This is a genomic window from Mesonia ostreae (assembly GCF_031845265.1).
In the GTDB taxonomy this organism is placed as follows: domain Bacteria; phylum Bacteroidota; class Bacteroidia; order Flavobacteriales; family Flavobacteriaceae; genus Mesonia; species Mesonia ostreae.
Genome location: NZ_JAVRBG010000001.1, coordinates 287333 through 299810, shown reverse-complemented (window position 1 = coordinate 299810; position 12478 = coordinate 287333). Strand labels below are relative to the sequence as shown.

Annotated in this window: 11 protein-coding genes; 6 read left to right on the top strand and 5 right to left on the bottom strand. The window is 35.1% G+C overall.

The window, feature by feature from the left end:
* The first annotated feature begins 107 nt into the window (after window positions 1-107).
* A complete protein-coding gene (locus RLT85_RS01495; protein WP_311400272.1) occupies window positions 108-611 on the top strand; it encodes a hypothetical protein in 504 nt (167 codons plus the stop codon).
* 606 nt (window positions 612-1217) lie between these two features.
* Here the strand turns inward: RLT85_RS01495 and RLT85_RS01490 are convergent.
* Window positions 1218-2405, bottom strand: coding sequence for a pyridoxal phosphate-dependent aminotransferase (locus tag RLT85_RS01490; RefSeq protein ID WP_311400271.1), 1188 nt, complete (start codon window positions 2403-2405; stop codon window positions 1218-1220).
* A gap of 15 nt (window positions 2406-2420) precedes the next feature.
* Entirely contained in the window at window positions 2421-3521 is a 1101-nt protein-coding gene (locus RLT85_RS01485) for a fatty acid desaturase family protein (protein ID WP_311400270.1), read from the bottom strand.
* 171 nt (window positions 3522-3692) lie between these two features.
* On the opposite strand from RLT85_RS01485, the gene RLT85_RS01480 reads away from it, so the two are divergent.
* Both RLT85_RS01480 and rsmG read left to right on the top strand, forming a co-directional pair.
* Window positions 3693-4427: a TrkA C-terminal domain-containing protein gene (locus RLT85_RS01480; RefSeq protein ID WP_311400269.1), complete on the top strand. Its 735-nt coding sequence runs from the start codon at window positions 3693-3695 to the stop codon at window positions 4425-4427.
* A 47-nt stretch (window positions 4428-4474) separates the two neighbouring features.
* On the top strand, window positions 4475-5107 hold the full coding sequence (gene rsmG / locus RLT85_RS01475; protein ID WP_375712320.1) for a 16S rRNA (guanine(527)-N(7))-methyltransferase RsmG: 633 nt from the start codon (window positions 4475-4477) through the stop codon (window positions 5105-5107).
* Between the two features lie 82 nt (window positions 5108-5189).
* Here rsmG and pruA read toward each other — a convergent pair whose 3' ends face one another.
* Complete coding sequence (gene pruA, locus RLT85_RS01470) at window positions 5190-6818, bottom strand: L-glutamate gamma-semialdehyde dehydrogenase (protein ID WP_311400268.1); 1629 nt, start codon at window positions 6816-6818, stop codon at window positions 5190-5192.
* Window positions 6819-7023: 205 nt separating this feature from the next.
* On the opposite strand from pruA, the gene RLT85_RS01465 reads away from it, so the two are divergent.
* The gene (locus tag RLT85_RS01465) at window positions 7024-7734 is read left to right on the top strand and encodes an NRDE family protein (RefSeq protein WP_311400267.1); all 711 of its coding nucleotides are present in this window, start codon (window positions 7024-7026) and stop codon (window positions 7732-7734) included.
* Window positions 7735-7925: 191 nt separating this feature from the next.
* Here RLT85_RS01465 and apaG read toward each other — a convergent pair whose 3' ends face one another.
* The gene (gene apaG / locus RLT85_RS01460) at window positions 7926-8312 is read right to left on the bottom strand and encodes a Co2+/Mg2+ efflux facilitator ApaG/CorD (protein ID WP_311400266.1); all 387 of its coding nucleotides are present in this window, start codon (window positions 8310-8312) and stop codon (window positions 7926-7928) included.
* 159 nt (window positions 8313-8471) lie between these two features.
* Window positions 8472-9719, bottom strand: coding sequence for a type IX secretion system plug protein (locus tag RLT85_RS01455; protein ID WP_311400265.1), 1248 nt, complete (start codon window positions 9717-9719; stop codon window positions 8472-8474).
* A gap of 182 nt (window positions 9720-9901) precedes the next feature.
* On the opposite strand from RLT85_RS01455, the gene RLT85_RS01450 reads away from it, so the two are divergent.
* Both RLT85_RS01450 and RLT85_RS01445 read left to right on the top strand, forming a co-directional pair.
* The gene (locus tag RLT85_RS01450; protein WP_311400264.1) at window positions 9902-11254 is read left to right on the top strand and encodes a Na(+)-translocating NADH-quinone reductase subunit A; all 1353 of its coding nucleotides are present in this window, start codon (window positions 9902-9904) and stop codon (window positions 11252-11254) included.
* Between the two features lie 4 nt (window positions 11255-11258).
* Window positions 11259-12476: an NADH:ubiquinone reductase (Na(+)-transporting) subunit B gene (locus tag RLT85_RS01445; protein WP_311400263.1), complete on the top strand. Its 1218-nt coding sequence runs from the start codon at window positions 11259-11261 to the stop codon at window positions 12474-12476.
* Window positions 12477-12478: the final 2 nt, after the last annotated feature.

The window sequence follows — 12478 nt, the reverse complement described above, 5'->3', positions numbered from 1 at the left end:
CTTTATGAAAACTTTAGCTAAAGTATAAAAGTACTAATCCGCAGAAGAAATATGAAATAGGTATATTTGACTTTATATAATGAGTAATAACCTATTAAAATAGACCTATGAAAAATACAATAGCAACTTTAATCCTAATAGTTACATTTCACTTTACTAATGCGCAAAGCATAGAAAGAGTAGAAGTTACTGAGGGAGAAGTAGAATATTTGGAAGAAAATATTTCTCAAGGTTTTTCTTCCAATCATTCCGATGAAGATTTGACCAATTCGGTAAAAAATAATTTGGTCACCTATGAATATGAAGTGGTGTATGAAGATGAAGTTTTGTATCGTGGCAATGTTAGCAAACCCAGTCTAGCAGGTGTTAGTAGAAGTATGAACAGAACAAAAGCACAATTTTGCTTTGAATATGATTTGGTGGATGCTGAAACTAAACTAGAATTGGTTGAAAAAAAGAAACTGGACTTGATTACGACAAAAAGCGGAGATAAATATTTTTGTACAGATAATTATGACCTCTTTATAAAAGGTAAAAACAAAACAATGGTCGTGAACGATCAAATTTCAGACAAAATAAGCATTAAGCTCTATAAGTTAGAGTATAAATAATCCTAGAGATACGATGAGAGGTGAATAAGAATAGAATATGGAGCATAGAAAATAGACCAATGTGGAAGTGAAAAGCTAAAAGTGAAAATCTAAAAGTGAAAAGTTAAAAAATAGTTACTTCGGAATAAAAACTAAAAAAAAACTGTCATTCTGAACCTGCCCGACTTGAATCCATTCGGGCGGGACTGTTTCAGAATCTCATTCTCGCTTTTTCAAATCATTAATATGGATTATTGCTTTAAACATAAAGATTCCTCAGTCGTACCTTCTTCGGAATGACAGTAGTGAGTTAGAAGTGAAAAGTGATAAATTAAAAGTGAAAAACTAAAAGTGAAAAGTTAAAAAATAGTTACTTCGGAATAAAAACGAACAGAAGAAACTGTCATTCAGAGCGAATGAAATGGCGTGAAGAATATCATGAAGTTGATACGTAAGCTATTAGTGAGACCCTGAAACAGATTCAGGATGAAAGAACAGGCTATAAAACTAAAAAATTCAAGAGAATAGAAAATAGAATAAGGTGGTGGTAAAAACTACAAGTGAGAAATTAAAAGTGAAATACTCACCTCTAACCTCTCACTACTAAATACTAATTACTAAATTTTTCTAGCTTAAAGCGGCTTTTATTTGCTTAATCGCTTGTTTTATTTCAGTTTCACTAGCGGCGTAAGAAAGTCTTAAGCAGTTAGGATCTCCAAAGGCTGCCCCGGTTACGGTAGCAACTTCGGCTACTTCTAATAAATACATGCTCAAATCTGTAGCATCATTTATGGTTGTGCCATTGTAGCTTTTTCCAAACAATTCCGAGACATCGGGAAAAACATAAAAAGCACCTTGAGGCGCATTACATTTAAAGCCAGGAACCTCGTTTAATAAATCTAAAATAAGTTTTCTACGTTCTTTAAACGTATCTATCATAAAAGAAATCTTACTTACAGGCGCATCTAATGCTGCAATCGTTGCGCGTTGGGCAATACAATTGGCACCACTGGTAAATTGTCCTTGAATCTTCGTGCAGGCTCTTGCAATATAACTGGGCGCGCCAATATAACCAATACGCCACCCCGTCATTGCGAATGCTTTTGAAACTCCGTTTACGGTTACGGTACGGTCGTACATATCTTCAAATTCGGCCATCGAAACGTGATCGCCCACAAAATTGATGTGTTCGTAAATCTCGTCACTTACCACAATAATTTGAGGATGCTTTTTTAGGACATCGGCCAAAGCTCTTAACTCTTCCTTGCTGTATAACATTCCGCTTGGATTACAGGGAGAACTATACCATAACATTTTGGTTTTTGGCGTAATGGCAGCTTCCAATTGCTGGGGCGTCATTTTAAAATCGGTTTCGATAGTCGTAGGCACTTCTACTGGCACACCTTCAGCAATTTTTACGATATCATTATAACTCACCCAATACGGGCAAGGTAAAATAACTTCGTCTCCAGGATTTAAGCAAACCATCGCTACATTTGCTAAGGCTTGTTTGGCTCCCGTAGAAACCACCACTTGTGATTTATCATAACTAAGACGGTTGTCTCTTTTAAACTTACGAATCACGGCTTCTTTTAAATCTACATAACCATCGACAGGTGTATACGAATTGTAATTGTCGTTAATGGCTTGGATAGCCGCATCTTTAATAAAATCTGGCGTATTAAAGTCGGGTTCTCCCAAACTAAGACCTATGATGTTTTTGCCTTCTACTTTTAACTCTCGGGCTTTTGCAGCCATGGCTAATGTAGCCGAAGTTTCTAATCTATTAATTCTGTCAGATAATTGCTCTTGCATAAATATTAAAAATTTTTAGGCTGTAATTGTAGGCTTCATTCCCATTTCTTTTAAATGGGTGAAATGGGCTATAATTGCTGCTCTAGTGGTTTTATATTCGTGGTAAGGAAGGTTGCATTCTTGGGCGGTTTCCTTTACTATTTTTGAAATCTTTTTATAATGAATGTGACTAATATTAGGAAAAATATGATGTTCTACCTGGTGATTTAAACCGCCAGTAAACCAATTAACTACCTTATTATTGGTAGAGAAGTTAACCGTAGTAAACAATTGATGAATGGCCCACGTATTTTTCATAGAGCCTTGGTCGTCTGGTAAAGGCATTTCGGTTTGTTTTACCACGTGCGCTAATTGAAAAACAATACTTAAAATAAGTCCTGCGGTATAGTGCATTATGAAAAAACCAAGTAGAATTTTCCACCAAGCAATACTCATAAATAACATTGGGATGACAATCCAAATAGCAATATAGAGAGTTTTGGTAATGGCAATAGTACTCCACTGTTTTAAAGGACTAGGAAGTTTTCCGTAGGCTAATTTTTTCTTTAAGTAGCGGTGAGTCTGTTTAAAATCTGTAGTAAGTACCCAATTAAACGTAAGCAATCCGTAAAGTAACACCGAATAATACTGTTGAAATCTATGAATTTTCCTCCACTTAGAATGTTCGCTAAAGCGGATAACTCTTCCTGCTTCTAAATCTTCATCGTGACCGTGAATATTGGTGTAAGTATGGTGTAATACATTGTGTTGTACTTGCCAGTTGTACACATTCCCGGCAAGAATATACATACTACTTCCCATCACTTTATTAATCCATTTTTTGGAAGAATATGCCCCGTGATTAGCATCGTGCATCACGTTCATTCCTACGCCAGCCATACCAACTCCCATCACGATGGTGAGTAAAAGCATCCACCATTGGGAGATGTCTAGTGTAAGAATTAAAAAATAGGGCGTAAGGAAAAGCGAAAACATCACGATGGTCTTTAGGTGAAGCTTCCAGTTTCCGGTTTTTGAGATTTCATTATCTTTAAAATAACGATTGACTCTTTTATTTAAAGTTCTAAAAAACTTTGCGGAATCTATTCTGGAGAATTTAATAACTTGTTCTTTCATCTGTCTTGGGTAAGAGAATTCAAATTTAAGAATTTATCTGCTTATTAAAGCATGTCCTTTCATAAACTATAGGTTTAAATATAACTGAAAATTTGTTTTTTAATTGTTTTTTGTTAGTTTAATCTACTACACTTAAAAGATTATGATTTATTTTTATAAATTTCTAAAGTTATGATCCCAGCCATATCCTTATTTGTTATTGTGAGTCTCTCTGCACTGATTACTCGTGTGGCAGCTATCGCCTTAGCGCATACGGGACTTTCTACAGAAAGCGCTAGATTTCAAGCCAGATCGGCTTATACAGGTTCAGGCTTTACCACCCAAGAATCCGAAAAAATTATGAATTTTCCTGTCCGCAGAAAAATTATTTATACCTTGATGCTCATAGGAAATGCTGGGATCGTGACCACTATGTCTACTTTAATTTTAGCGTTTGTGCTTCCTAATACTACCAGCTCTTTGCTGTATGGTTTAGTTATAATTGTAGTAGGGATAAGTTTTGTTTGGTGGGCGATAAGAAGCTCTGTGGTAGATCGATGGTTGTCTAAAATAATTAGTAGAGCTTTAAAGAAATATACCAAGATAGATGTTAAGGATTACGCTTCTGTACTTCATTTAGCCGATGATTACAGAATATCTGAGTTGCGGGTAGATGAAGAAAGTTGGTTGGGGAACAAAAAACTTATCGACTTAGAGTTACGCAAAGAAGGAATTATCGTTTTAGGAATACAGCCTGAAGAAGGGGATTATGTAGGTTCACCCAATGGAAGCTCTTTTATAAAGCCCCATGATATTATTACGATGTACGGTAAAGCGGAAACATTTTTAAACTTGAACCAACGAGAACGAAACTGGAAAGGAGAGATGGAACATCAAAAAGCAGTAAGAGATCTTCAGGATTCGTAAAACATAAAGCTACAAAATCATAAACAATACTATATTTGCAAAAAAAAATGTTGGAAGAAATCACTACCTATTTTCCCGACTTAACGGAAGATCAAAAAGATAAATTTACGCGTTTAAAAGATTTGTATAAAGACTGGAACCTAAAAATTAATGTGGTTTCTAGAAAGGATATTGACGAAATTTATACGCGACACGTATTGCATTCTTTAGGAATTGCCAAAGTACAGCCTTTTTTACCGGATAGTAAAGTGATGGATGTAGGAACTGGTGGCGGTTTCCCTGGAGTTCCTCTTGCTATTTTATTTCCTGAAGTAGAATTTCATTTGGTAGATAGCATCGGTAAGAAAATTAAAGTAGTGAATGAAGTTGCTGAAGGTTTAGGTTTAGAAAATGTAAAAACCTTTAATTGTCGTGTGGAAGAAATAAACGGACAATATGACTTTATTGTAAGTAGAGCCGTAGCGCAAATGGAAACTTTTGTACGTTGGGTAAAAGGAAAAATAGCGAAGAAAAATAAGCACGAGTTAAAAAACGGAATTTTATACTTAAAAGGCGGAGATTTAACCGAAGAACTTTCCATCTATCAAACGGCAAAAATACATCCGTTGAGCGATTATTTTAAAGAAGATTTTTTTGAAACGAAGAGCGTCGTTTATCTTCCTATGAAATATAAAGGATAATAATTTTTGATATAAAAGTCTAGAAACAAAAAAAACCTGCTCAAAAGCAGGTTTTTTCATCTGTTATATCAGAGAGAGAGGATTATTCACCCATAAAAGGATATCTATAGTCTGTAGCTGGTACAAAGGTTTCCTTAATTAAACGCGGAGAAGACCAACGCAGTAAGTTTAGTTTAGATCCTGCTTTATCATTGGTTCCACTAGCTCTAGCACCACCAAAAGGTTGTTTTCCTACTACAGCTCCTGTACATTTATCATTAATGTAGAAGTTACCCGCACAATTTTGTAAAATGTCTGTTGCTAAGGCCGCTGCATAACGATCTTTAGAGAAAATTGCTCCAGTTAATGCGTAAATACTAGTGTCATCTACTAAGTGCAAAGTTTCTTCGAACTTAGCATCATCGTAAACGTAAATAGTAACTACAGGTCCAAAAAGTTCGGTTTCCATCGTATTATATTTAGGCTTCTTAGCTAAAATCACTGTTGGCTCAATAAAGTAACCTTTAGATTTATCGTATCCTCCACCAATAATTACTTCAGCATCTTTATCCTTTTTAGCTTGATCAATATACTTGGCTAACTTGTCAAAAGATTTTTCGTGAATAACGGCATTAATAAAGTTACCCATATCTTCAGGAGATCCCATCTTGAAAGAACCAAGGTCTTCTTCTAAATTGCTTTTTACTTCATCCCACATACTTTTAGGAATGTAACATCTAGAAGCAGCACTACATTTTTGACCTTGATATTCAAATGCACCTCTTGCGATAGAAGTAGATACCTCTTTTGGATTTGCAGAAGGATGAGCCATTATAAAGTCTTTTCCTCCTGTTTCTCCTACAATTCTTGGATACGTTTTATATTTATCGATGTTTTGACCAATTTTAGACCATAAACCTTTAAATACATCTGTACTTCCTGTAAAGTGAACTCCAGCAAAATCTGGACTATCCAAAATTGTATCTGTAATCATAGCAGCATCTCCCATCACCATATTAATTACTCCATCTGGCACTCCAGCTTCTTGGAAAACATCCATCAATACTTTTGCAGAAAACATTTGCGAAGCACTAGGCTTCCAAATTGTTACATTACCCATTAAAGCAGGAGCAGCAGGTAAATTTCCAGCAATTGCTGTAAAGTTAAACGGAGTAATTGCATATACAAAACCTTCTAAAGGTCTATGTTCTACGCGGTTCCAAGCTGATTCGTCAGATTCTGGTTGCTCATCATAAATTTGTGTCATATATTCTACGTTAAAACGTAAAAAGTCAACGATTTCACAGGCCGAATCAATTTCTGCTTGGAATACATTTTTAGACTGTCCAATCATCGTAGAAGCATTCATCTTCTGGCGGTATGGACCTGCAATTAAATCGGCTGCTTTTAAAAATACTGCCGCGCGTTGTTCCCAAGGAAGTTTTGCCCATTTGTGGCGAGCTTCCAATGCAGCATCAATCGCTTTGTTGATGTGTTTTTTTTCAGCTAAATGGTATACTCCTAAATTGTGTTTGTGATCGTGTGGAGGATGTATAGTCGCTGTATTTTTAGTTCTTATTTCTTCAGAACCAATATAAAGAGGTACATCTACCTTTGCATTGTACATATCTTTATATGTAAGTAATACTTCTTCTCTTTCCGGTGTTCCTGGCGCGTAGCTTTTAATAGGCTCGTTTACCGCTGGTGGAACGTGAAAAAATCCTTTACCCATAATATTTTTGTTTTTAATGTTTTGTAAATTATTTTCGGCCATAAATATAGGGAAAATAAACCGACTTGATTTTGGTTTAAGCCTAAGGTTTTCTTAAGTTGTGTTAATCTCAAATTAAACAGATTGAGCTGCAAAGAATTAAATTTTTAATGAGGATAGTATTTAGTATAAATAGTTTAGTTAATTTGGCAACTTATAATCAATTATGTGTACTCTAACTTTTTTTCCGCTTTTAGCGGAAGAGAATTCATTCATTTTTACATCCAGTAGAGATGAATCTATTCACAGACCAACGTTGGCGCCTCAACACTATTTTGAAGATGAAGTAGATCTCTATTACCCTAAAGATAAAATTGCAGGAGGAACTTGGGTGGGTTTTAGTTCTCAGCAACGTTTGGTTTGTTTGATGAATGGTGGTTTTGAATCCCATCAACGAAAGTCTACATATAAATTGAGTAGAGGAGTTGTGGTAAAAGAGGCACTAAAAACTGATGAAATTCAAGACTTTTTTGAATCTTTCGATTTAAAAGGCGTAGAACCTTTTACGCTGATTAGCATCGATTATAAAAAACAACTTCAAATTTGGCGTTGGGTTTGGGATGGCAAAAAGAAGCATTTATTTGCCGAAGCGATAAAACCACAAATCTGGTCGGCGGCAATGACTTATAATCCGCAGCAGCGGAAAGAAAGAGAACAGTATTGGGAAGAATTCTTAAAAAGCCATCAAAACATTGCTGAAAAAGAAATTTGGGATTTTCATCATCAGAAGAGAGGAGATTTAATTATAGATCGCGGAGAGTTAAAGACAACAAGTATCACTCAGGCAGTCATTAAACTAAATCAAAAAACACTTCAATTTGAGGAGTTGAGCAGCAAAGAAATTAGTTTGTTAGAAATTAATCCATCATCAGTTTAAATTGATTTTTTTACTGAATTAATTCAAGATTTCAGAAGAAGACAATTTTAGAATCCGCAGAGAAAACTAATTTTAAAAATTAACAATTGACTTTTTATGGGAGTAGTAAGGTGCCAGGCTAATTGTTGCACTTGATATTTGAGAGCTCATATTTCATATCTAGCATTTAAGTTCTTAGTAGTAAACGAGTCCTAATTTATCGCAAATGGAGCGCTTAACTTAAACGAAGGAATTAATACTTTAAACTTTCTGGTAGATGTAAAATTAACCATATTGTAATGCCCGCTCATAGATCCAAACGGAGAAGTGATAAGACAGCCACTACTATAAGTGTGCGATTCTCCAGGCTTAATTACAGGTTTTTTACCAATAACACCTTCACCTTCAATAATTTCATTTTTATTTAAAGCGTCTTTAATTCTCCAGAAACGCGAGTTGAGTTGCACCGAGTCATTGCTTTGATTTTCGATAGTAATTCGATAAGAAAAAGCAAAGTTTTTCTTATAATTTTTAAGGTAAGTACCTTTAAAACTAGTCCTTACAGAAATCTTAATGCCGCGTGTTACTTGTTGAATCATAATCTCTTAATCAAAAAATAAATATAGTATTTAAAATCATCAACAAAGAATGCTTTTCTAAGTTTCTGATTTTCTTTGTATTTCTTTAGTAGGGAATTTCAATCAAAAATTACATTTAAAATAGTCATCCTAACGTATTTAAAGTAAAATTTGAATTATTTAGTTGGTTATATTTCGGCTAGAAGCGCTTCCTATGCCAACAATTCTATCATATCTCCCGCCAAGTTCTTTATAATAAGCGAGAACCGTATATTGGTTTTCAGTTTCGTCAAAGTTTCCAGAAAAATAGCCTTCGTTAATCGTACCGTCTTTTTCTAGCAATACATATTTATAGTTGTAAAAACCTTGTTTAAAAAGTCGTTTGGTTTCGTAAATGTCTTTTTTTGAATTGTAGGTAAGTTTGGTTGATTCGTCCAAACTGTAGTTATTAAAGTTTCCGTAGATATGAATCTCTCCCCCGTTTAAACGCTCATAATTGTTTAAATAAAAATGCACCCAAGTATATTCTGCCCTTATTTTGTCGTTATCTCCTTGCAAAGTATTGACTACAAAATTTCCATTAATATCTGGATTGTAGGTGTAAGGTTCAAATTTTCTAACTTTGTCTGCAAATAAATAGGTATTGTAAATGTCTAACAATTCGATAGAGCGAATATTCATAGTAGAACCGCGCACATCTTTATTATCGAAATATATATACTCGTTGCCACCCCAAAAGGCAGCTTCTTGATCGTATTTGTAAATTTGTTCGTTTCCTACAGAATATTGAGGTTTTAGGTCGTAAATTGATTTTTGCAAATTATTGTTGGGAATCACGAGTGTTTTTAAATTCTGATTTGGGTTTCTAAATAAAATATTATCACTTCCGTCAATCGAAAAATTTACTATTTGTTTGGTGGCGATATACTTTAAATTTCTGGAGCGTTTAATTTCCACTTTAACCAATGCGATATCTTCATACACCATAAATTTTCTAGAAAATACCAAATCTCTGTTTTCATCCCATACCTTAATCATGTAATTTCCGCTCACTTTAAGTCTTCGGGTGTCTTTGTTGGGAATGCTCAAGTTGTAATGAGAGTAAATTTGAAGGGTGTTGAACGAATTCTCATAATTTAAGATGCGAACATCGTCAAAGCCACTCATAAATTCAGTCTTAGCTAAATCTGAAGGCGTCCAATCGAAATTGAAATGTTCTATAGTGTAGAAATAATCGGCTTCATCTCCTATGAGATCATCAAACTCTAAGCGAATAGGTTGTCCTAACGCTATAATTGGTGTTCCTGTAAACTCTTGCTCCCCTTGAAACTGAATGGTTCGAATAAATTCTGGTGGAGTAGTTTCTAATTCTTGCGCCTGCAGGGGACAAAAAAGTAAAACTAAGATGGCTGTCAAAAAGTGTCTCATAAACGTATAGAATAATTGGGTTTAAATATACACAAAATGTGCCGTTTTCACGGAAGTAATATAAGAGCGTAAAAATAAGTTATTTAGAATGGGTATAAATAGTTAACTTGTAATTAACTTTGGAGCAAATAGAGGATTTAATTATTAAATTTGCAACCGCGAATATTAACTTATACAGGATTATGTCAAAAGACATTAAAGTTAGGAAAGGTCTAGATTTGCGGCTAGTAGGGGAGGCAAAAAAAACCATCTCTAACGCATCAAAATCGAAGACTTTTGCAATAAGACCATCAGAGTTTCACCTTGTCACTCCTAAAATGTTGGTTAAAGAAGGAGCAAAAGTAAAGGTGGGAGATCCCATTTTTTATTCTAAAGCTAATAAAGAGATTAAAATTGTCTCTCCCATAAGTGGTACTTTAACCGCAATTGAACGTGGAGCAAAGAGGGTAATTTTAAAGATTGTTATCGAAGCAGATGCGCAGCAAGAAGTAACCGATTTTGGTTCTTTAAGTGTAGATTCTTCTGATGGTGAAACAATCAAATCCAGACTTTTGGAAGGTGGAGTTTGGCCGTTTATTAAACAACGTCCTTATGATGTTATTGCCGATCCAGAAACGGCTCCTAGAGATATATTTATTTCAGGTTTTTCTTCAGCTCCGCTAGCTCCAGATTATGATTTTGTGCTAAAAGGAAGAGAAAAAGAACTACAAGCCGCTTTAACTGCTTTGTCAAAAATGACTACAGGAAAGGTACACGTGGGAATTAGAGATAAAAAATCTTCAATATTTTCTTCCATGAGAAATATTGAGTTGCACTCTGTGGCAGGTCCGCATCCCGCTGGGAATGTAGGAACACAAATAGGAATGTTGGCTCCGGTAAATAAGGGAGAAACAATTTGGACTTTAGAGGCTCAAAACTTGGTAATTATTGGTGAGTTATTACTAACAGGAAGATTTAATCCTGAAAGGGTGATTGCTGTGGCAGGATCTAGTGTAAAAACTCCAAAGTATTACCGTGCTCCTCTAGGAATGAACCTTAACGGAATTGTAAAAGATGCTGGTCTTACTGAAGATAATGTACGTGTCATTAATGGAAACGTACTTACCGGCACTAAAGAACCAATGGATGGTTTTCTAGGATACTATGCAAATATGATTACCGTGATCCCTGAAGGAGACGATTATGAATTTTTTGGATGGAATAAACCTGTATTTAATAAAATTTCTACTTCTAGAGCATTAACATTCTCTTGGATGCAGCCTAATAAAAAGTATGAATTAAATACCAATACTAACGGGGAACATAGAGCTTTTGTGCTTACTGGAAATTATGAAGAGGTTTTTCCCTTAGATATATATCCATTACAAATTCTCAAAGCGTGTATGGTTCAAGATCTAGATGAAATGGAAGCCATGGGAATGTACGAGGTAGCTCCAGAGGATTTTGCTCTTACTGAATTTGTGTGTGTTTCTAAACAACCACATCAAGAGATTATTAGAAAAGGATTAGATTTAATGTATAAAGAAATAGGATAGTATTATGGGATTGAAAGAGAATTTACATAAGCTAAAGAAAAAGTACGAGGGCAAGAAGATGGCTCCTGCATTTAATGCATTACATACTTTTTTATACCTGCCCAACGAAACTACGCATTCTGGAGCGCACATACGTGCAGCAGACGATTTAAAGAGAACCATGAATACGGTAATCTTAGCCTTGGTTCCTTGTTTATTATTTGGGATGTTTAACGCAGGTTACCAGCATTACGCGGCCATTGACCAAAGTTTAAGAGCAGCGCCTTGGGCAAACTTTTTTACGATGGATAATTTCCTTATGGGATGTTTCACCATTTTACCTTTGGTAATTGTTTCTTACGGAGTAGGTCTCGCAGTTGAATTTTTATTCGCTGTAATTAAAGGTCACGAAGTAGAAGAAGGTTACTTAGTAACAGGAATGTTAGTGCCACTTATCGTGCCCGTAGATATTCCATTATGGATGCTTACCGTAGCGATAATTTTTGGTGTAGTCATAGGAAAAGAAGTATTTGGCGGTACGGGAATGAATATTCTCAACCCCGCATTGACCATTCGTGCTTTCTTATTTTTCGCATATCCAACGTGGATGAGTGGAGATAAAGTATGGGTTCACGGCGCTGTAGAGCGCTCTAAAGAAATTGCTGGCGGAGCAAATCTAGATGCTATTTCGGGAGAAACGATCTTAGGTAGTTATGCCCAGAATCAAGAAGTAATGTATAGTTTACAGGATATGTTTTTTGGCTTTATACCAGGTTCTGTGGGAGAGACTTCCAAACTATTAATTATCATCGGAGCTTTATTTTTAATCTTTACGAAAGTAGGAAGTTGGAGAATTATTTTAAGCACTTTAGTTGGAGCTTTAGTAATGGGACTTGTTTTCAACGGAGTTATAAGTGCAGGATGGATAGAAGAATCTTCTAAATTCTATGGCTTGATGAATGTTCCTTTCTGGCAGCATCTAATTATAGGAAGTATTTTATTTGGAGCGGTGTATATGGCTACAGATCCAGTAAGTGCCTCACAAACCAATAAAGGAAAATGGATTTACGGTTTCCTTATAGGGTTTATCTCTATTATGATTCGCGTTTTTAATCCTGCGTATCCAGAAGGAGTTTTCTTAGCAATTTTATTAATGAACGTTTTTGCTCCTACTATAGATCATTATGTTCTTCAAGGAAATATTAAGAGAAGACAAAAACGTCTAAAAGTTAAAACAGCATAACC